The sequence below is a fragment of the Mesorhizobium waimense genome (assembly GCF_003601975.1).
In the GTDB taxonomy this organism is placed as follows: Bacteria; Pseudomonadota; Alphaproteobacteria; order Rhizobiales; family Rhizobiaceae; genus Mesorhizobium; species Mesorhizobium waimense.
This window is the reverse complement of record NZ_QZWZ01000003.1, coordinates 317,288-337,796: the sequence shown is the minus strand read 5'-3', so window position 1 is coordinate 337,796 and position 20,509 is coordinate 317,288. Positions and strand designations below refer to the sequence as shown.

Sequence of the window (20,509 nt, the reverse complement as noted above, 5' to 3'; positions counted from 1 at the left end):
TGATCGGAAATCGGCGGTTCGATCATCTTCTTCGGCTCATTGCCGCCGGGCAGGCCGCTGTCGTCGACGATCCAGCGGCCCCTACGGCCACGACCTCGACAAGCAGCAAAATCGAATCGAACGCTTCTTCAGCAGGCGCGAAACCGAAGAAGCCTGCCATCGATTGCTGACGCCTCAGCGCTTGCTCCGTTTCTGCCGATGCTGGTCGGGTCATAGCTATCCATCTGCAGTCAGAATGCGCGTCGGAGCGCTTCCACGTGCCAATGGCGATGAGGCGCTGCGTCCCCCCAGAGTTTTTCGGATGGGTTGGAACCGGTTCCGCAGACAGCGCGAACCGGGAAGGGCGGAGCGCGGCCGGGAGGGAGAGGGGGGAGGAACGTTTGCAGCGGGTTTGGAGGTTGGGAGAGAGGCTCCGGCCGGCCCGCCACGGAGAAACGACATGCCAAAGGCCATTCAGAAGATCCCCCTCGACCGATCGGAGGACATTTTCTTCGACAAGCTCGAACTCTCGCAGAAGAACGTTCGCAACATCAAGGCGGGCGTCTCGATTGAGGATCTCGCCAACCACATCGCCCGTCGGGGACTTCTCATGAGCCTGAATGCAGGCCGATCCTTGGCGAGAACGCCCGGCAGCGAGGAACCACCGATGCGACGAGCCACATCAAGTGTCTGTTGGCGCCGTTGTCGCGGGACTGCGGGATCGTCTCGGTGATTGACTTGCAACACTCGCCTGGATCGGTGGCGTCTATGAGCACCGCGTCAAAGGCGTTGGGGTTGAGCATTTCGGGCAGAGGGGGACGATCGCGGACCTGTAACGGCATCCTGAACTTGATACCAATGCGATCATCCATGCAGCTCAAGCTGTCAGCATAGGGCGCGATATTCGCTATTTGAGAGCGCTTGCTTAGAGCAGGACAACCACTCGCCGGATCGCCGCATTTTCCAAAAAACATGGCGATCCGGCCAGTACACATCCTTGCCCTGCTGCAAACAGCCTGTCTCCGTTGCTCAAGGTTTACTGGCCAACTCCCATTGAGCGACACATTCCTTCACCAGCCACTGTCCGGCTGGACCGAGCGCCTTTTCCTTCCTGTAGGCAATGACCAGTGGGAACGATGGCATCCAATCCGACCCTTCCCAACTTTCCGGTTTCAGTTCGACGAGGCGCCCGATCGAAAGATCTTTCTCCACGCGCGAGCGGGGCATTGAACCCCAGCCGACACCAGCAAGAATGAGGTCGTATTTGGTCTGGAGATCGTTGACGCGCCATCGGTTGGCGGCAAGCACACCATAGTCCCGCCCACTGTCCATAGAGGGAGCGGGGCTGATAACCAATTGGGTGTGGTCCCGCAGTCGTGCAGCGCTGAATGGTCCTTCGATCCGGCCGAGCGCATGCGTGGGGGCTGCGACAGGTACGAGATCGATCCGTCCGCACACGCGGCGCTCGAACTCCTCCGGCTGACGTTCGGCAAGCAGTGCGAGATCGACCGTTCCATCACGCAGCACTTTCGCCGCGGCATCGAAGGTTTCGGTCAGAAGACGGATTTCGACAAAGGGAAACTCCGCATTGAACGCGCCTAGGACGCGGCTTAAGAGATCCGGCGGCGCGTAGCTTACGACAGCCAGAGTAAGTTCTGCCTCCAGCCCCTTTGAAATCCCCTGGGCCTGGTGCCGCCAGTCCGCAACGTCGTCAAGGATGCGTCGCGCCCGCGGCAGCAGCGCCTTTCCCGCCTCGGTAGGCATCGGACGATAGGCGGAGCGGTCGAAGAGGGGGAGCCCGCTCTGCTCCTCCAGTTTCTGAATAGTGTAGGTGATCGCCGATTGCGCTCTGTTCATACGCCGCGCAGCCGCAGCAAAACTGCCTTCCTCAACCGTAGTGACGAATACCAGAAACTGGTCAAGGGTCAGCGCATCCATAGCAATTCCAAGCGATTGAGCGGTTCCGCGACCCGCGACATCAGCTCCAAATGACGACAACAATATCAGTTTTCTTGAACGAGATAAGCGAAATTATATCACTTTCTTTGGTCATCTCCGTTTGTAAGATCAACAGCAAGCCACCTCATCGATGGCATGCCGCTTCCTGCCGGGCATCCGAAGGGGCTCTGGCTGCGCATACCTACGGGTGCTCGTTCACGACCTCTTCCGGAGACATCAGATGTCACACAGCTCAACTCTTCTTTCAGCACCACCGGCCGCAAAATCTCTGCAGATCGGGCTTTGGATCGCTCAAGTGCTTATTTTTGTCGCCTTTACCGTATTCGGCTACATGAAGTTCTTCATGCCGATCGATCAGTTGGCGGCTATGTGGGTCTGGCCCGGAGAGGTCCCGCCCTGGTTCCTGCGGCTGATGGGTCTTATCGATATTGCGGGCGGCATCGGCATTCTCCTGCCTGCCCTCACCCGCGTCCTGCCCCGACTCACGGTTCTGGCCGCCCTGGGGTGCGTACTGCTGCAGATCGCGGCCGTCATTTTCCATACCTCACGTGGTGAACTGTCGGCCTTGCCGCTGAACGCCGTCCTGCTCCCCATCTGCCTGTTCATTCTATGGGGACGCGGAAAAAGGGCTCCCATCGCGCCGCGCGGATGACGACGACAGCCGGGCGGGCACTGTGGTCCGGCCGGGCAAGGTGCTAGTTTCGTCCACACTTAGGGCAGGAGTATTCACGGCATGATGTCAGTCCTCGGCATGTCACCCTCGGCGCTTGCGGTTAATGATTTTTCCGGGCGCGACAAGTTGACGGCCCATTCGGATGAGTTTCGGAAGCGCGTCGTCGAAGTCATCGATGGGGTCTATGCGGCTATCGGATATTCGGCCAGCAACGTTACCCTGATCAAAGGCGACGGCGGCTCCATCATCGTTGACACGTCCGCCAACCCCGTCGACGCAAAGGCAATCATGGATGCGTTCGGTGACCGACTGAACCATCCAGTGAAGGCCATTATCTATACTCATAACCACCCCGACCATACGGGTGGGGCGACGGTGTTCGCAGGCAACGATGAGCCTGAAATCTATAGCCACAAGCTTCTTATGACAGCGAAGCCTGATACAGGTCGCGGCCGACGCGATGGGGGAGACGCCTTCGGTACTCTCTTGCCCGACGAGGACTTCATCAACGCAGGCACGCAGTTGGAGTACGGCCGGGTAACGCCTCATACGCGCGAGGGCTTCATCCCCCCGACCAAGACGTTTGACGGCGATGAAGAAGACCTGACGATTGCGGGCGTGCCGCTCAAGTTGATCTTCACGCCGGGCGAAGCTGACGAGAACATCTCGGTCTGGCTACCTGATCGCAAGGTGCTCATCGCTGGTGATGTCTTCTTGAAGACCTTCCCCAACATCGCTCCGCTGCGGGGCTTGCCAACTCGCCCGGTGGAGAAGTGGATTTCGAGCCTGAACAAGCTGATCGCCCTTAATCCGGATTTCGTGGTTCCCGGACATATGGGCACTATCCAGAATGCCGCTGAAGCGAAAGACGCACTTATGGCTTCTCGCGACAGCATCAAATTCGTCTATGACAGGACGATGGAGGGCATTGCCAAAGGGAAGACACCCGACGAGCTGGTCCAGGAAATTAAACTGCCGGAAAAGCTCGCGAAGCATCCTTATCTGCAAGAATTCTACGGTACTGTCGCATGGTCGGTGCGCGGTATCTACTCTCAGAATGCGGGCTGGTTTGACGGTAACCCAACCAAAATCTTTCCGATGACCGATAAGGATCGGGCGGAAAAGCTGGTCGCTATGATCGGTGGTCGAGAGAAAATGTTGGAGAGTGCGGAAGCAGCGCTTGAGGTCGAAGAGTTCCAGTGGGCCGCAGAACAGTCTGATTACCTGCTCGCGCTCGATCCGAACGATAGTCTGGCGACCGAGGTAAAGGTACGGGCCCTCCGAGAGTTGGGTGAGCGCCAGATGAATGCGACGGCCCGAAACTACTATCTCACCGTGGCCAACAGCTTGAAAGAGTCCCAAAAGCGCAAAGCCAGGTAAGCAAGTGCCGCGGTAATCGATCAGACGCGTATCAGGTTCACGGCTTGGTTGAGCAAGTAGATGCCACGCTCGATCCGTCGGGTGTCTAACGCAGCGTAGCCCATGACCAGACCGACGCGGTCGGGCCGACAGGCAGGCAGTGTGAGATCGTAGAGCGATGAAACCGCGTAGACTCCAACACCCAGGGCGAGCGCTCCCTCGACCAATTCCATTTCCACGCGAGCCGGCAAGTCACGGAACCACACCAAGATGTGCAGGCCCGCGTCAGCACCCTTTATTGCACTGACCCGGTAACACAGGATATTTCCATCGAGAATTGACCCATGTTTGAACCTTGCCCCGCGTGTTTCGCTCCTGATTGAGCTTGGCGAGATCATAGGCATTGTCAATTTTTGCGCGTGGGCCGTCGGTCGTGCATGCCCGATGGTGCAGACACATTTCAGCGCTGGCCTGGTTAGGCCCAGCCTAAGCAGAATTATCGAAAATCATTATTTGTGCATCGCACACAGCGTGCTTTGCTCCATCCACCGGCTGAAAGAGAACAAAAAGAACGTCAGGCGGCAGCCTTAGGCGATGCGTCCGATGCGGGTTGTTTTGGCGCGGACAGCGCCTGACCTCAGAAAAAGACAGGGGAACGTGATGACGACAATAATCTCGAAGTTTCGCCGCGCCGCACTGGCGGCCGGCATCGCCCTGAGCGCCCTTTCGGTGAGCCTCCACGCCGAAGCCGGTAGCTTGAAGCTGGGCATGACGACCTGGGTCGGATACGGCCCGCTCTTCATTGCGCGTGACATGGGCTACTTCAAGGAAGGGGGCCTTGATGTCTCGCTTGAAATCATCGAGGAAGCATCGATTACTAAATGGCAGCTACAATCTAAAGTTGCATAATTGGCAGTCTGGAGCTGCTTGCATATCGGTAACGGCACCTTGTCCCACCTAAACCACCAAGAGCGGTCCGACTGCTTTCATCCGAAGCCGGGAACTCAAATGGCTTTTTTTCGTGAAGAGGGCGGGAAGTCGGCTCTGCAACGGGTGTCACCTAAACACCTCTGAGAGCGGAAGCACTTGTCTCGAGGTTGGCTTCAGGCTTGGACCGCAGCTCGAAGCTGTGCGTTCGGCGCCGCTATTGCTGTTTGGCCAAGCGCACGCCAGCGCCACGGCCGTTCTCCGGAATGAATTCTATACCGGCAGCTTCGAGTGCTTCCCGAATGGCACCGAGGTTGTTGCGATGTGGGATGCGCAATCCTCGTTCGAAATCCACAACGGTAGCGCGCGAAACACTTGCGGCTTCTGCCAGTTCAGCTTGGCTCCAGCCGAGCATCGCTCTGGCGCCTCTGCATTGCTCCACGGAAATTTGGCTCATCAGTTAAAATCAGTCTTTTTGGTTGACTTTGAAACGAGAGTCAGCTTAAATGACTGACGTTAGACAAATTGCGATCTAGTTGACGGGCGGATGGCGCAGTATCTGCACAGGCTTGACCACAACCAAGTTTCGGCGAACTCGGATCATGGCTGATTCCGACAATACCACGACTTTGCGTCGCGTCACCCGCAGGAGGGTACTTTGGGCAATCGCAATTGCGAGAACCTATCTTTCAGCCAAAGGGACATTCAAATCAGAGGATCCAAGAGCCGGACACCTTCCCCCTTTTGACCAGCGGACAGGAATTCGACACCCGCTTTTATCAGAGCCGCCTCGATGGCCTGCAGAGTGCTGATCCGGGAATCTACCTTGCCGTTTTCCAACCGGGCCAGCGCATTCAGCGACACAATTGCCTTGTCAGCAAGCTCCTGCTGCGACCAACCAAGCAAAGCCCGTGCGGCTCGAATCTGTCGTGGACTGACCATGAGTCCACAATCGGCAGGCCGATATTGTTTGCCACCTATAGGGTTATTTTGCACCCTATAAGGTATATTAAATGGCGATTCGACTGCAGATAACGTCGACGCGAAGGACCCGGCGCGTAGCGACAGACTCTCTATCCGGCTGATTAGTGGAGGATCGAAAGGCCTTGTTGAAACCGCAACGCATCGTCCTCCTTCGGACGGGGCCGAAGCCAAAGATAGAGAGTGAACCGCATCTTGCCGATCGGCATGTCGGCAGACAGATCGCGGCCGTTCGTGTCCAGTCGGACGTGTCCCAAGCCCAGCTTGCTCGATCCATCGGCATCAGTTTCCAGCAGCTTCAGAAATACGAGAACGCGCGGAATCGCGTGAGCGCGTCGATGCTCTACGAGATCGCCAGCTCGCTCGGTGTTCCTGTCGGCCGCTTCTTCGAAGGTCTGCCGGGAAACGATGAAGCCAGCGTCGAGGCGCGGCCCCTCCCGGTCGATGAGCGCCTGGATTTCATTGCCAGCGCGGAGGGTCGGCGCCTGATTGAGGGGCTAGTGAAACTTCCGCCGCGTGTGCGCGGTCGCGTCTCGTCCCTGATCGCAGCATTAGGAGAAGAACTGGCCCTGCCAGACACAAAGGCGGATAGCGAGGCGGCCGGCGAACCCGCGCCGGCCGAATGCAAGACCGACTGACGGCAGGTCGGGCCCGTCAGCCGAATTTTCGTGCAGCGGGCACGGCGATGCGGCCGCAAGCCGAGGACACTTCGATTTCGACGCCGAACGCCCGAGAGCGGGTCGCGAAGCCCTCGAGTATCTCTCTCGCCGCGCTTCCGGTCGCGGCAACGGGCACCAATCTTCCCGTTGCTGATCCGAGAGACTGGGCTTCCGCCCCGATCACGACGGGCAGGAGATCTATTTCTGCGAGTTTTCCGCCCGCATCATAGCGGCAGGCGGCGACGATGCTTTGCCAGACTTCCGGTGGATCCCATTCGTTTTCGTCGGGATGGACGTGGAAGAGGAAGTTTCCGAGGCCGTAGAAGATCGGCGAGCCATTGTGGATTTCCACCGCCTGCAGCACCGGAGCGCCGTGGCTGACGAAGAGGTTCGCACCGGCTTCGATGCAGGTCCGGGCGAAGGTCTGCACCCAGCGCGGTACGTCCTGCCAACCTGGTTCCCAATGATGGTGGTGCAGATAGGCGATGACGAAATCGCCTTGTGCCGCCGCGTGCCGGATGGCGGACAGATGGATGGCTGCGCTTCGCTGATCGACTTCGATCAGACGGCCGAAATCGGCGGCTTGCGTGAACACGGTGCCGTAGAAATTGATCTCCTTGCCGGCCGACACCTCTACCGGATCCTCCGGTTGCGCATAATTGGCCAGCTCAAATGGGGAGCTTTGCAAATGGGCGCCAAGCTTTGCCAGTCTGCGGAAATGTCCGTCCGGCACCCCCATCTTGCGAACGGTGTTCAGACGATTAACGCCGGGCCGGGCCGGCCGGAAGGCCGTGCGGTCTTGGGCATACATGTTGGTCGGGCCGGGGCCCGCATCCATGGCAAGAAGCGCGACCTCGCGCGTGCCCAGCCGGTGGCGGCCCGGTTTCCTCGCGTCAATCTCGTTGGCCCCGATGCCTGCATGGAGGAAGCCGCGCGCTTCCACCTCCTCCAGTGTCGAGAGGATGCCGCCAGCTCCGAGATCGAAGGCGTGGTTGTTCGCGAGCGCAAGCGCGTTGAAACCGATGGCCTGCAATGCGTCGAGCACTTCAGCCCTGGAATATCCGAAGTATTTGCCCTTGGTCGGCCACCCGCCGTGCTGGCCCAGGATTGTCGACTCGAAGTTGGTGAAGACGACGTCGCCTTGGCGAAGGAAGTCCGTAACCGCGATGAAGCGTTCGTCTTTGATGTCACGGATGTCGTGCTTGATCAGGGATTGGCCGGTAATGACCGCGCAGAACTGGTCTTTCATGGGGCTCGCCTTGAAGGAGGGGAGGGCGCCAGCGTTCCGGCTGGCGCCACGTCAATGTCGAAGTCGGTTGCCGCCTATTGCGAGATGGCCGGTGAGATATCGCTCTTGAACCATTTCAGGCTCAGCGCCTTGATCGTCCCATCCTTGGTGGCGGCGTCGATGGCCGCGTTGAACTTGGTGAGCAACTCGGCATCGTCCTTGCGCATGCCGGCGCCGACGCCCGGGCCCCAGAGCCCGCCCTTCAATTCTGGCCCGAAAAACACCACATCCGAGCCGGAAGGCGTCTCCAGAAAATCCCGCCAGGTGAAATAGTCGGCGAGGCCGCCGTCGATGCGACCCGCGGCAAGATCGAGCTTCATGTTGTCCTGGCTGTCATAACTGCGGATGGTCACGACATCCCCCAGGATTTCCTTCACGACCGCTTCCGAATTTGACGAGCGCAGGGCCCCGATCGCCTTGCCGGCGAGTGTCGATCTGAGGCGTTCAATGGTCGCCTTCTCCTTGTCCCCGATGGTCGAGAGGTTGACCTTCTCCTTGGTGTCGCCGGCGTCGAGACCAAGGTCCTTGCGCACAACGAACTGGTTGAAGCCGGTGGCGTAGGGAACGGAGAACGCGATCTTCTGCTTGCGCTTTTCCGTGATCGCCATGCCGGACATGATCACGTCGAACTTGCCGACAAGCAGTGCCGGAATGATCCCGTCCCAATCCTGCGGGACGAAGGTACATTTGATCTGGATGCGGCGGCACAACTCCTGTCCGACATCGATATCGTAGCCGTAGAGTTGACCGTTCGCGTCGGTGCTGTCCCAGGGCGGCGAGGCGCCTTCGGAGGCGATCGAAATGACGCGCACGCTTTGCGCGCTCGCCGGGAATGCCGAGATCAGGGATGCGATAGAAACGGCAATAGCTAGGGGTATGCGCATGATGCACCTCTTCGTTGGTTTGGATGGATAGGGGAGCCGAAAAGTCCGCGGTCAGGGCAGGGGCGTCGTGATCTCGGGGTCAGGCAAGGGCGGACGCAATCGGGCTTTGCGTCGATGCACACGATTGCCGTCGGTCGAAAGCCATCGCTCCAACAACTGGATCGCTTTTACGGCAATCGACGTCAGCGATAGATAGATCGCTCCGGCGACGATGAATATCTCGTAGGGCGCGAACGTCGTCGACACCATCTGCCTCGCCATGCCGGTGATCTCGAGCAGCGTCACGGTGCTCGCCAGGGACGACCCCTTGATCATCCCCACGACCTCGTTCCCGTAGGCCGGAAGCGATATCCTGAAAGCGATCGGGAAGGTGACCAGGCGAGCGATCTGGAAGCGTTTCAAGCCGAGAGACGTGGCCGCCTCGGTGACACCCTTCGGCACCGACTGGAGACCGCGGCACAGGATCTCGGTGGTGTGTGCCGCGCTGTTCAGCGAAAATGTCAGAAGGGCGCACCAGAAAGGATCTCGCAGGATGACCCAGAAGATGCTGGCTCGCACCGCCTGGATCTGGCCGAGGCCATAATAGAGCAGGAAGAGCTGAACAAGCATCGGCGTTCCGCGAATGACGTAGGTGTATGAAAGCACCGCGAGCGAGAGGCCAGGACGTCCAAACGCGCGCATGAAGGCCAGCGGCACGGACACAAGAAATCCGGCCGTCAGCGACAAGACCGTCAGGGTCAATGTGAGACCAACGCCCGAAGGCAGGACAACCATTGCGTCAAGCATCAAGCCGAGGTTCATGGGTCGCTCCCTCCTACCGGCCGAGTGCCGGATAGCGCCGCTCAGCCAGCCGGATCGACAGCAGCGTGACGGTGGTCAGCGAGAGATAGAGAGCGGAGGCCGCAAGGTAGAAGGTCAACGGTGCGCGCAAGGATCCGGCCCCCACATACGCAACGCGCATGATGTCGGTCAGGCCGACGATCGAGACCAGCGCGGTATCCTTGAAGAGCGAAATCCAGAGATTGCCATAGGCAGGCAGCGCCAACCGCAGCATCTGCGGTCCGATGACGAACATCCAGCGCTGCCAGGCGTTTAGCCCAAGCGACTTTGCCGCCTCGGTTTGACCGGCTGGCACTGCCGCAATCGCGCCGCGAAACACTTCGGTAGCATAACCGCTGAAAACGACCGAGAGCGCGATAACCCCTGCGGTGAACGCGTTCACCTCCACATAGCGGCCGGCGATCGTGCTGGCGAGCGTCGTTCCGCCGAAGTAGATGAGCAGGATAATGAGAAGTTCTGGTACACCACGGACAACCGTGGTGTAGGCCGTCACGACACGGTTGAGGCGCGGTTGTGCCGTGCCCTTCGAAATAGCCAAGAACAACCCAAATGCCGTACCCAGGCAGCCGCTGACAAGGGCCAGGCTTATGGTCACGGTGAGGGCGACAACAAACTGAGTAGTAAAACCACCCATGGGGCGCTTTCCTCGACTCGCAATGCCGCAAGATACGTCGGCCTTTTCCACTCAGACCAAGTCGTATGACCCAAGGTTGCGAATTGTTGTATTTGGAATTTGGGGTTAATTTGAGATATAGGCCAATTCTAGCGCTTGAAATTACACACTCAATCTATAATTTTTATTATTTTATCTATAACGCACCGTTATATACTGAGGCGGTTCGTTGCTCCCCAGGTTGGCGGTATCTGCTTCCCGGGTGGGCGTTATCAGGCAAAGGAGCGCGGGGAATGGAGTTGCTGCAGAGCGACCTGAAGCTCCGTCAACTGAAGGTCTTCCGAGAAGTGTTGCGGGCCGGTTCGACAAGGCGAGCGGCGGCAGCACTCGGGATAAGCCAGCCGGCCGTCAGTCAACATGTGAAGCAACTCGAGACCACGCTCGGCATCACTCTCTTCAAGAGATCAGCCAACCGCATCGTCCCCTTGCAGGAAGCCTGGGAACTTCTGCGAAACGTAGAACTTGCCCTGACGTCTCTGGATCGCCTGGAGGCGTCGATCTTCGCGATGAAGAATGACGAAAAGCAGCGGGTTGCGATTGCCGCGCCTTCTGTTTTCGGTTTCGTGACCTTGCCCAAGGTCGTGGCGATCATCCACTCAAAGACCGCTTCGAATGTCCGGTCGATTTCTGGAAGCTACGAGCAGATCGGCGAGCACATCCTGGCTGGGCGGGCGGATCTTGGAATATCGAGATTGCCCCTGGACCCAAGTCTGTTTGGATGGGCGCCCCTTGGGTCAGCCCGTAACGTATGCATCTTTCATCCCGACCACCGCTTTTCAAAACAGACCTGTATCGAGGCGCAAGACCTGGCAGGCGAAACGATCGTCGATATCGATCCCCAGTTCGCCGCCCACCAAATGAACTTCAATGCTTTGCGCTTCGCCGGCGTTGAGCCAGACATACTGGTGGAATTCGATTGTAACGGTCACGAAGCCGGATACGTTTCGGCTGGCCTAGGCATTTCGATAACCAATGAGATCATTGCGCGTGAATACGCGGCGTTTCACTTGGGAATAAGGCCAGTGGAGCCGTCCGCGCTCTACCACTACGTTGCGATCTGGCAGAAGGGCAGGACCTTTTCCAACGCGTTGAACGTCTCGCTCGAGGCGATCATCGCCTCGTTTTCGCAGATGCCATCTGCGAGAGGGTGATCATCCCTTTTGGGATGGTGCCCTCGACAGCGGCTCCTTTGAACAGGAGGTAAGGGTTCATCCTATCAGAAAACGATCAGCCCGCGCCCCATGCAACAGAAGGCGGGCCGTTCGAGCAGAATAGCCTCGATGTCAAGTCGTCTTGATGCCGATCTTGCGGCGTCTCAATGGCGTTGACGTCGGACGGATCGGAGTTTTCCGCCTTAGAGCGAAGCGGATGAGGTCACCTGTTCACGCTGCGTCAGTGATCGGGTGGCCTCGAGGACCTTCTGGCGGAGCCAGATCAGCCCCAGGTCCTTGTCATTCTTCTGGTGCCAAATGATGCGATAGACCAGTTCCGGTACGGGAAACGGAACCGGAAAGAAGACCAGCCCCTCGTCACCAAAAGCGTTGGCCAGCCTCGATGGCACCGTCATGATCAGAGTCGAGCTCCTGATGATGGAAAGCGTTGCTGCGATGTAGGGCGTCTCGAACGCGATTGAGCGTCGTTCGGCGATGGATGCCAATGCGTTGTCGATCAAGCTCGGCGCCGTGGTCGTGAAGTTCACCCTGAGATGCGGAAAGGCAAGATAGTCCTCAAGACTGATCGTCCGACGGTCCTTGTCCGCCGCCAGCGGGTGTTGCGCTCCTACAAGGACCAGATGGCTTTCCCGAAACAGCTCGGCGCTGAGGATAAGGTCGCCAGGTGGCTCGGTGGCCCAGAAAACCAGATCGAGCTGGTCCTCGGTCAGAAGATCGAGCACGGCGCTGTCAATCATGCGAAGTCTGAGGGCCGCATGCGGGGCATCCCTGTGCAATGCCAGACCAAGCAGGGGAAGCAGCGTAATCGATGTGAACTCGCTTCCGCCAAGCGTGAAGGTCCGTGTCGTCTTTTGAGGATCGAAGCGGGGAGGCCCGACCGCTTTCTCCACCGCGCGAAGAACATCTTTAACGGCCGCGGCCAGCTCGACAGCTCGCGCGGTCGGCATCAACTCTCCCTGTCCTCGGATGAAAAGAGGATCACCAAGAAGTACCCGCAGACGGCCGAGTGCATGGCTGACCGCAGGTTGCGTCAAATGGAGCCGGACGCCGGCCTTGGTGACCGAGCGCACGTCCCAGACAGCGTCGAAGACGACCAGCAGGTTGATGTCGAACTTGTTCAAGTCAAAGTCGCTCATGAGGCTGCCCGGCTCGATGTGAATGACGTCAGCAGAAGCTACTTGCGTAAAAAGGATACATGAATTGGCGCTCGCCTTTCGTCGGCGAGAGCCGGATAGCGCCCAGCCGCCAGCTTGAGCCACCACAGATAGCGTCGATGCTCATCATATGGAATGCAGGAAATTCATGTTTCGGATAAAAATATATCATTTTCTTATTTGCGATTGAACAGATATCTCAACGAGCGGGAACAGGGTTGGACGCAAAATATCTGGCCAACCTCTGAGTATTTTTTGTTATCTCTGGGAGGAGAAGCGATGAATATACGTTCGGGAAGCGACTACAAGGTCATAATTCTTCTTAGTCTTGGCTTCGGACTCGTTGGTCTGGATCGCTTCATGATCCTTCCAATGTTCCCAGTTTTGAGGGAGAGCCTTGGAATAGGCTACCAGGATATTGGGCTGATCACAGGAATACTTTCGATCGCCTGGGGGATCTCGTCCGTCCTGATGGGCAATGCTGCCGACTGGCTCGGGCGCCGCGTCATCGTGGTCGCGTCCCTCATCGCCTTTTCGCTCGCTGTCGGCCTGAGCGGCTTCGCGGTCGGGCTGCTTTCGCTTCTCTTCCTGCGAGCCTTGATCGGACTTCTGGAAGGCGCCTTCGCCCCAGCCGCGCTTATGCTCAACTTCGAGCACTCGGAGCCTGAGCATGTCGGTCGAAACATCGGTATGATGCAGGCGGCTCTTCCTTTCTTCGGTCTCGCTCTTGCACCCATCATCGTCACGCAGCTTCTCACGGTGGTGGCGTGGCACTACGTCTTCGCATTCCTGGCGATACCGGGCTTCCTCACTGCGCTTCTCCTCTGGCGCTCGCTGAAGCGGGGTGGGGCGGACCCGGCGGAACTGCAGGCGTTCCGCGATGAGACGACGGTCGCGAGATGGCGCGAGGCCCTTTCCTATCGCAACGTCAAGGTCAACCTCTTCTGCATCTGCTGCTGGATGGCTTGCCTGATCGTCACGAGCGCCCTTATGCCGAGCTACCTTATGGACTACCTCCACCTCGATCTCGCCAGGATGGGATACGTATTGTCCGCCACCGGCTTTGGCGCCACCTTGGGTGGATTCGTAATGCCCTGGCTGTCGGACCGGATCGGCCGGAAGACGGTGGCATCGATCAATGCCTTGGGCACCGCCACCTTCATCATCCTTCTGTCCGTGCTGGGTCCTGAGCCATTTCCGCTGTTCTGCGCGCTCTTCGGCATAGCCTTCTTCCTCTACAACCTCATGGGAATGACACTCGGAACGATGACCGCAGAGTCGGTTCCGGCTCATATCGGCGCCACGGCCTCCGGACTGGTGATCGGGGTCGGCGAGATTTTCGGAAGCGGCGTTATCCCGATCGTCGCGGGCTTCGCGGCACAGCACTACGGCATACGTTCTATCCTCTTCATCGGCCTTGGCGCGACGCTGATCGGACTGGTCGCCCTTCTCGGGTATCGGTCCAACACGGTCGGGCAATATTCGGCCGAAGGCCGGTCCGCCACGGTAGCAGGATAGGTGGAATGATGTCGCTTCAGCTGGACTACGACGTCGTCATCGTCGGCTACGGGCCTTGCGGACAGATCCTGGCAGCGCTCCTCGGCGCCAAAGGCTGGAAGGTCGGCGTCTTCGAGCGGCATGAGGGCCCTTACGGACTTCCTCGGGCGGCGCATATCGATCATGAGATCATGCGCCTTCTGCAATCATTCGGTACGGCGGATGCCTTCCTCGCCAGCGCCGTGCCTTTCACGAAATACGTCCTCCGCAACCGTGGCGGAGAGATACTCCTTTCCCTTGATTGGGATGGCGAGGGAATTTCAGGCTGGGGAACGGACTACCTGTTCTACCAACCCGACCTTGAAGCACTGCTTGACAAGGTCGTCGTCAGTCATCCCACTGTGTCGGTCCACCAGGGCTGGGAGGCTGCTGTCGTCTCCAGCGAGGCGTCGTCTGTGCGACTGACGGTCAAGCGCAGCCGACCCGATAAAGCCGAGGCGGAGGCTCCCGAGACGAAGACGGTTCGGGCCCGCTACCTGATCGGTGCAGACGGTGCCAACAGCTTCGTGCGCGAGACGATGGGAGTGCACTACGAGGATCTGGGATTCAACGCGAGCTGGCTCGTCGTCGATCTGAAGATGAAGAAACCGGTCGCCCTCGCGTTCGACAATGGCAGCGTGTGCGATCCGGCACGGCCCAGCTCTATGTTCCAACTCGGGAGGCAGCATCGCAGGTTCGAGTTCATGCTGCTTCCCGGCGACATCAAGGCATCGATGGAGACGCGCGAGGCGGCATGGAACCTCATCGGACCTCTCATAGGCCCCGATGATGCCGAGATCGTCAGAAGCGTGGTCTATACATTCCGCTCAGCGCTTGTCTCCTCCTGGGGCGCCGATCGTATTTTCCTGATCGGCGACGCGGCCCATCTCATGCCACCCTTCATGGGACAAGGTATGTGCTCCGGCTTCCGAGATGCGACGAACCTTGCCTGGAAGCTCGATCTCGTGCTTCGCGGCGAGAGCGATCGCACACTGCTCGACACCTATGCCGAGGAGCGCGCGCCACATGTGCGGACCGTCATCGACCTCTCCGTCGAGATCGGCCGGCTTACCTGCACGACCGATCCGCGGGAGGCGGAAGATCGCGACGCGCATTTCCGGGAGGGTCACGCCGAGCCGCCTGCGCCGTTCCCGTGGTTGACGACTGGCGTCGTGTCCGACGAAGAAAGCGGGAGGCGTGTTGCCGGGCGGCTCGGTCCCCAGGGTCGCATCGCGTCCGGGACCGGGACCGGGACCGGGACGGCTCTTGCCGACGACGTGGTCGGCGGCCGCCGATGGCAGCTCATTTGTCGAACCGATCCGTCGGCCATCCTGTCCTACGAGTCGATAGCGTTTTTAGATCAGCTCGATACCGCCGTTCTGACGATGGCGGAAAGCGGTGAATGTGGGTCCGGCGTTTGCGACGCTGACGGCACATATGAGCGTTACTTTGTCGAAAACAGCATCGAGGCGATCATCGTCCGACCGGACTTCTACGTCTTCGGGGCGGCGATGACGATCGAGGGGCTGGAAGATCTCGTCTCGGAACTCCGCTACAAGCTTCGATGGCGATGTCCGTCGACGATGACGCGGCAGGTCGCAGGCGCTGGCCGATAGGCCGAGCCCTCATCAATTCTCACCACAAGAACGAACCAACGGCCGGACGATCGCCGCGCCGCAAGGTCATGCATTGCCAATCGGCAGTCCAATGGGACGAAACCATGCTCGACGCCTTCAACCACTACCTGCCGCGTCCGGTCCTCGATCGGATTGAGTCGCTCGCCCCAACCTTTCCGATCCTCCCCTTCTTCGAGCGGCTCCCTGCGCTTTGGAACCTCGACGTTCGCCTGCCTATGATGGACGAGGTCGAAGGATACCGGCAGATCATCTGCCTTTCGAACCCGCCGCTGGAGCTCATCGGCAGCCGGCAGGACGGGATTGACCTGGCCAGTTTCGTCAATGACGAACTTGCGGAAACCTGCCGGCGCAATCCGCATCATTTCCCGGCCTTCGTCGCCTCGGTGTCGATGGCCGACCCCGAGGCCGCGGTGGCGGAGGCCGGACGCGCCGTCCGCGATCTCGGTGCCGTCGGCATCCAGGTCTTCACCAATGTCGCAGGACGCCCGTTGAGCGATGCCGCATACCTGCCGCTCTTCGAAGCCATGGCGGCGCACGACCTGCCGATCCTGATACACCCGATGCGCAGCGCCGCCTTTTCCGACTACGCCTCGGAGGATGCTTCGCAGAATGAAGTCTGGTTCACGTTCGGTTGGCCCTACGAGACCAGTGCTTGCGTCACTCGACTGATCTACTCCGGCCTGTTCGACAAGCTTCCTGGCCTCAAGATTGTCACCCATCACATGGGCGGCATGATCCCGTACTTCGCGGAAAAGATCGCACTCGGCTTTTCGCAGATCTTCCTCGGGACGCTGGAACGCAATCCAGTGGGTGAGCGGGCCGGCCTCAAGCGGCCGCCCATCGACTATTTCCGCATGCTGTATGCCGACACCGCCGTGAACGGCTCTGCGGCTGCGGCAGCCTGCGGTCATGCGTTTTTCGGCACGGACCGATGCCTCTTCGCGACCGACGCCCCGTTTGATCCCGTCGACGGCCGGCATCTCCTGTCGGGTACGATTGCCGCGATCCGGGGGCTCGATCTCGACGAGGCCGCCAGGGCCAAGATCTTCGAGGGCAATGCTCGAGCGCTGTTCCGCCTGGAGGTCGGACGATGACCGCCGACAAGCGGACGGAGTCCGCTCCGCGCTCGCTCGAAGGTATCCGGGTGCTCGATATGTCGCGGATACTTGCCGGCCCTTGGGTCGGGCAGACCCTCGGCGATCTTGGTGCCGAGGTGGTCAAAATCGAACGTCCCCAAGCAGGCGACGACACGAGAGGATGGGGCCCTCCGTTTCTTCAGGACGAGCAGGGCCAGGATACGGACGTCGCGTCCTACTTCCTCTGCGCGAACCGCAACAAGAAGTCGGTGACGATCGATATCGCGAAGCCGCGAGGGCAGGCACTCGTGCGCGCGCTCGCCGAGCATGCGGACGTCTTGATAGAGAACTTCAAGGTCGGCGGCCTGGCCCAGTATGGGCTCGACTACGCCTCGCTGCGCGCGGTCAATTCCCGTCTCATCTACTGCTCCATCACGGGGTTCGGGCAAACCGGTCCCTATGCGGATCGCGCCGGCTACGACTTCCTGATCCAGGCCATGGGTGGTCTCATGAGCATCACCGGCGAACCGAACGGCGAACCGCAAAAGACCGGCGTCGCCATCACCGATATCGTGACCGGGCTTTACGCGACCGTTGGGGTGCTTGCGGCACTAACGGCTCGCACCCGAACGGGCGAGGGCCAGCATCTCGACATCGCGCTCCTCGATGCGCAGGTGGCGAGCCTGGCCAACCAGTCGATGAATTTTCTCACAACTGGAAAACCACCGATCAGGCTTGGCAATTCGCACCCTAACATCGTTCCCTACCAGGACTTTCCGACCTCGGATGGTGCAGTGATCGTCGCGGTCGGAAACGACGCGCAGTTCTCCCGGCTTTGCGAGATCATGGGATCGCCGGAATGGGCGACCGATCCGCTGTACTCGACGAATCGCGGCCGTGTGGAGAACCGAGCGCGTCTGGTTCCAATGTTGGCGCAGGCGACAAGAGCGCGGGCGACGGCCGACTGGATCGTTGCACTTGAAGCGGTCGACGTCCCCTGCGGACCCGTCAACACCATCGCCGAGGTCTTCGCTGATCCGCATGTCCAGGCTCGCGGTATCAAAGTGGAACTGCCGCACCCAAAGGCCGGTCGCGTCCCGCTCGTCGCCAGTCCCGTGCGACTGTCGCAGACGCCGGTCGTCTACGACACGCCGCCGCCGGCGCTCGGAGAGCATACCGCCGAGGTTCTGGCGGGTTGGCTGAGTCTTGGGCCAGTCGACATCGAGACCCTTCAAACGGAAAGAATCATCTGATGGCCGAAGCAAAGATCTTCATCGATGTATCTATCGAGGACGGCGTCGCGCTAGCGACGCTCAACTCACCTGAAACCCGTAACGCCCTCGGCGACGCCTCTCATTTCCAAGAGATGGACGCACTCTGCGCCCATATCGCCGCTGACCGCTCGATCCGCGTGCTGGTGCTGACCGGGGCCGGCAAGGCGTTCTGCGCAGGCGGCGATATCAAGCAGATGTACAGCCGCATCACGGCACCCGGCGCGCAGGTGATCGACGAGCGCTACGGATACAAGTCGGGCTTCCACCGTCTGCCGAAAGCGCTTTACGAACTCGAGGTGCCGACGATCGCCGCGGTGAACGGACCGGCAATCGGCGCCGGGCTTGATCTCGCCTGCATGTGTGATCTGCGCATCGCCTCGGAGGAGGCCGTCTTCGCGGAGAGCTTTGTCAAACTCGGCATCGTCCCTGGAGATGGCGGCGCGTGGCTCCTGCAGCGCATCATCGGCCCCCAGAAAGCAGCCGAAATGACCTTCACCGGCGATTTGATCGGTGCCGCGGAAGCCCTGGCCTGCGGGCTTGTTCTGAAGGTCGTACCGCATGCCGAGGTCGTCGGCGAGGCCATGGCCATGGCAAGGCGCATCGCCGCCAATCCGGGCGATGCCTTGCGCATGACCAAGCGGCTGATGCGCGAGGCGCTCCACACTCGGCTGGATACGCTGCTGGAGCTTTCTGCTGCCTTCCAGGCGCTGGCTCACTTCACCCCAGATCACCGGACGCGTCTCGACGCCGCCGTCGGCCGCATTTCTCACAACACCAAGACCAAGGGTTGAGATCATGATCGAACACGACATCGAGATTCCGATGAGGGACGGCACAATGGGCGCGTTTCTGGCGCTGCCGGAGGGCAAGCCTGCCGGCGCGATCATAGCGATCATGGAAATCTGGGGCGTCAATCAAACGATGCGCTATCACGCGCGCGAATTCGCCGCCGCCGGTTATGTCTGCCTCGTCCCGGATCTTTTCTGGCGTCAGGAAGCCGGCGTTCAACTTTCCGACGGCAATTCTGACGACATCGCGAAGGCTTTCGACCTCTACTACGATTTCGACTACGACCGGGCCGTCGCCGACATGGAAGAGGTCGGCGCCTATCTGAAGACCCTGCCCGAGTGCAACGGGCAAGTCGGCGCAGTTGGCTACTGCCTCGGCGGCAAGCTCTGCTATCTCATGTGCTGCAATTGCGAGATCGACTGTGCTGTCGCTTACTACGGGACTTACATCGAGCACCGTATACGCGAAGTGGAAAAGCTGCATCGGCCCTTTATGCTGCATATGGCCATGAAGGACCGATGGGTGCAGGCAGAGGTCAACGACCTTCTGATGCGTCGCCTCTCGCCCAATCCGCTCGTCACCATCCACCAGTATCCCAATGCCGACCACGCCTTCGCGCGCCATGGCGGCCGCACCTACAGCCGTCCCGAAGCGGAACGGGCGCTGGCGCTTTCGCTCGCTTTTTTCGGTCAGCATCTTGAGACAGCAGGCGCCTAAAGCGCGTCACCACCTGAGGACACCATCCATGATCCGAATCAACCGCCTCGCTTATGCAACCATCGAAACGCCCGACCTCGATCGGCAGAGCGACTACTATCGAGAGGTCCTCGGCTTGACCGCGGGATACAGCGATCGCAAGACAATCTTCCTGCACGCGGCCCTCGACCGGCATTCAGTCATCCTGCGCAGCGGCGATCGTGCGGCCTGCACAGAGCTCGGCCTGCACATAGCCCATCACGAGAATCTTTCGGCCCTGCAGACACAGCTCGCAAGCAATGGCGTCGTCGTCGAGCGACGGAGCGACTCGCAGCCAGGTGTCGCGGACAGCCTCGTCTTCACCGATCCGAAGGGCACGATGATCACGGTTTTCAACGAGCCGGAGCAGCCGGTGCCTACCACCGGGGGCGTCGGAGCCGCACCGACGACGATCGGTCATGTCGCCTTCAACGTCGAGGACGTGGCTGCGACCGTCGACTTCTACTGCAACGTTCTCGGCTTTCGCTTCTCGGACGCGATAGAGGACTTCTTCGTCTGGCTTCGCTGCAATCCGAACCATCACAGCGTAAACTTTGTGCGCGGCAAGCGCATCAAGATGCATCATCTCGCCTTCGAGGTGCGGGACTGGAACCATCTGCAGACCTCGTGCGACTTCCTCAGCAAGGCAGGCTATCCGACGATCTGGGGCCCGGGGCGCCACGGCTGCGGCCACAACATATTCACTTATCACCGGGATCCTGACGGCAACATCATCGAACTCTTCGCAGAGCTCGACCAGATGCGCGAGGAACTCGGCTATTTCGAGCCAAGGCCCTGGCATCGGCAGCGCCCGCAGCAGCCAAAGGTCTGGCCGTCAAATCCCGCCGCCTCGAACCTCTGGGGTCCGATGCCGCCTCCGGACTTCCTCGACTGAGCCATTCGCGACTGGCGTC

20 protein-coding genes and 1 pseudogene are annotated in these 20,509 nt (G+C 59.8%); 13 read left to right on the top strand and 8 right to left on the bottom strand.

What is annotated here, in order from left to right; all coding sequences use genetic code 11:
- Positions 1 to 439: 439 nt before the first annotated feature.
- Positions 440 to 908 (top strand): annotated as a pseudogene (locus D3227_RS44260) (hypothetical protein).
- Positions 909 to 1,008: 100 nt separating this feature from the next.
- On the opposite strand, the gene D3227_RS06725 reads toward D3227_RS44260, so the two are convergent.
- Complete coding sequence (locus tag D3227_RS06725; RefSeq protein WP_120013321.1) at positions 1,009 to 1,917, bottom strand: LysR family transcriptional regulator; 909 nt, start codon at positions 1,915 to 1,917, stop codon at positions 1,009 to 1,011.
- A gap of 241 nt (positions 1,918 to 2,158) precedes the next feature.
- Between D3227_RS06725 and D3227_RS06720 the strand changes: the two genes are divergently transcribed.
- From D3227_RS06720 to D3227_RS06705, 3 genes are all read left to right on the top strand, one after another.
- Positions 2,159 to 2,590, top strand: a complete 432-nt coding sequence (locus D3227_RS06720; RefSeq protein ID WP_120013370.1) for a DoxX family protein — start codon at positions 2,159 to 2,161, stop codon at positions 2,588 to 2,590.
- An 81-nt stretch (positions 2,591 to 2,671) separates the two neighbouring features.
- Positions 2,672 to 3,991, top strand: a complete 1,320-nt coding sequence (locus tag D3227_RS06715) for an alkyl/aryl-sulfatase (protein ID WP_120013320.1) — start codon at positions 2,672 to 2,674, stop codon at positions 3,989 to 3,991.
- A gap of 639 nt (positions 3,992 to 4,630) precedes the next feature.
- On the top strand, positions 4,631 to 4,879 hold the full coding sequence (locus D3227_RS06705; protein ID WP_245451674.1) for a hypothetical protein: 249 nt from the start codon (positions 4,631 to 4,633) through the stop codon (positions 4,877 to 4,879).
- A 235-nt stretch (positions 4,880 to 5,114) separates the two neighbouring features.
- Here the strand turns inward: D3227_RS06705 and D3227_RS06700 are convergent, their stop codons facing one another.
- Together D3227_RS06700 and D3227_RS06695 are read right to left on the bottom strand one after the other, a co-directional pair.
- Positions 5,115 to 5,354, bottom strand: coding sequence for a helix-turn-helix transcriptional regulator (locus tag D3227_RS06700; RefSeq protein WP_245451673.1), 240 nt, complete (start codon positions 5,352 to 5,354; stop codon positions 5,115 to 5,117).
- 248 nt (positions 5,355 to 5,602) lie between these two features.
- Positions 5,603 to 5,839 (bottom strand): helix-turn-helix domain-containing protein, encoded by a 237-nt coding sequence (locus D3227_RS06695; protein ID WP_120013317.1) that lies wholly within the window; start codon positions 5,837 to 5,839, stop codon positions 5,603 to 5,605.
- 164 nt (positions 5,840 to 6,003) lie between these two features.
- Here D3227_RS06695 and D3227_RS06690 point away from each other — a divergent pair, with 164 nt between their 5' ends.
- On the top strand, positions 6,004 to 6,516 hold the full coding sequence (locus tag D3227_RS06690) for a helix-turn-helix domain-containing protein (protein ID WP_245451672.1): 513 nt from the start codon (positions 6,004 to 6,006) through the stop codon (positions 6,514 to 6,516).
- Positions 6,517 to 6,532: 16 nt separating this feature from the next.
- Here the strand turns inward: D3227_RS06690 and D3227_RS06685 are convergent, their stop codons facing one another.
- The 4 genes from D3227_RS06685 to D3227_RS06670 form a co-directional block, all read right to left on the bottom strand.
- Positions 6,533 to 7,786 (bottom strand): CapA family protein, encoded by a 1,254-nt coding sequence (locus D3227_RS06685; protein WP_120013316.1) that lies wholly within the window; start codon positions 7,784 to 7,786, stop codon positions 6,533 to 6,535.
- 74 nt (positions 7,787 to 7,860) lie between these two features.
- Complete coding sequence (locus tag D3227_RS06680) at positions 7,861 to 8,709, bottom strand: transporter substrate-binding domain-containing protein (protein ID WP_120013315.1); 849 nt, start codon at positions 8,707 to 8,709, stop codon at positions 7,861 to 7,863.
- A 51-nt stretch (positions 8,710 to 8,760) separates the two neighbouring features.
- Complete coding sequence (locus tag D3227_RS06675) at positions 8,761 to 9,510, bottom strand: ABC transporter permease (RefSeq protein ID WP_120013314.1); 750 nt, start codon at positions 9,508 to 9,510, stop codon at positions 8,761 to 8,763.
- Positions 9,511 to 9,523: 13 nt separating this feature from the next.
- Positions 9,524 to 10,183 (bottom strand): ABC transporter permease, encoded by a 660-nt coding sequence (locus D3227_RS06670; RefSeq protein ID WP_120013313.1) that lies wholly within the window; start codon positions 10,181 to 10,183, stop codon positions 9,524 to 9,526.
- Between the two features lie 272 nt (positions 10,184 to 10,455).
- On the opposite strand from D3227_RS06670, the gene D3227_RS06665 reads away from it, so the two are divergent.
- The gene (locus D3227_RS06665; protein WP_120013312.1) at positions 10,456 to 11,373 is read left to right on the top strand and encodes a LysR family transcriptional regulator; all 918 of its coding nucleotides are present in this window, start codon (positions 10,456 to 10,458) and stop codon (positions 11,371 to 11,373) included.
- 203 nt (positions 11,374 to 11,576) lie between these two features.
- Here the strand turns inward: D3227_RS06665 and D3227_RS06660 are convergent, their stop codons facing one another.
- Positions 11,577 to 12,515: a LysR family transcriptional regulator gene (locus tag D3227_RS06660; RefSeq protein ID WP_167480619.1), complete on the bottom strand. Its 939-nt coding sequence runs from the start codon at positions 12,513 to 12,515 to the stop codon at positions 11,577 to 11,579.
- Positions 12,516 to 12,683: 168 nt separating this feature from the next.
- Here D3227_RS06660 and D3227_RS06655 point away from each other — a divergent pair, with 168 nt between their 5' ends.
- The 7 genes from D3227_RS06655 (at position 12,684) to D3227_RS06625 (ending at position 20,490) form a co-directional block, all read left to right on the top strand.
- Complete coding sequence (locus D3227_RS06655; protein ID WP_120013310.1) at positions 12,684 to 14,066, top strand: MFS transporter; 1,383 nt, start codon at positions 12,684 to 12,686, stop codon at positions 14,064 to 14,066.
- A gap of 5 nt (positions 14,067 to 14,071) precedes the next feature.
- Positions 14,072 to 15,700, top strand: a complete 1,629-nt coding sequence (gene mhpA, locus D3227_RS06650) for a bifunctional 3-(3-hydroxy-phenyl)propionate/3-hydroxycinnamic acid hydroxylase MhpA (protein WP_120013309.1) — start codon at positions 14,072 to 14,074, stop codon at positions 15,698 to 15,700.
- Between the two features lie 104 nt (positions 15,701 to 15,804).
- On the top strand, positions 15,805 to 16,815 hold the full coding sequence (locus tag D3227_RS06645; RefSeq protein WP_167480618.1) for an amidohydrolase family protein: 1,011 nt from the start codon (positions 15,805 to 15,807) through the stop codon (positions 16,813 to 16,815).
- Complete coding sequence (locus tag D3227_RS06640) at positions 16,812 to 18,050, top strand: CaiB/BaiF CoA transferase family protein (protein ID WP_120013307.1); 1,239 nt, start codon at positions 16,812 to 16,814, stop codon at positions 18,048 to 18,050. Before D3227_RS06645 ends, D3227_RS06640 begins: the two co-directional genes overlap by 4 nt.
- Positions 18,050 to 18,862 (top strand): crotonase/enoyl-CoA hydratase family protein, encoded by an 813-nt coding sequence (locus D3227_RS06635; protein WP_120013306.1) that lies wholly within the window; start codon positions 18,050 to 18,052, stop codon positions 18,860 to 18,862. Before D3227_RS06640 ends, D3227_RS06635 begins: the two co-directional genes overlap by 1 nt.
- 4 nt (positions 18,863 to 18,866) lie before the next feature.
- Positions 18,867 to 19,577, top strand: a complete 711-nt coding sequence (locus D3227_RS06630) for a dienelactone hydrolase family protein (RefSeq protein ID WP_120013305.1) — start codon at positions 18,867 to 18,869, stop codon at positions 19,575 to 19,577.
- A 28-nt stretch (positions 19,578 to 19,605) separates the two neighbouring features.
- A complete protein-coding gene (locus tag D3227_RS06625; RefSeq protein WP_120013304.1) occupies positions 19,606 to 20,490 on the top strand; it encodes a VOC family protein in 885 nt (294 codons plus the stop codon).
- Positions 20,491 to 20,509: the final 19 nt, after the last annotated feature.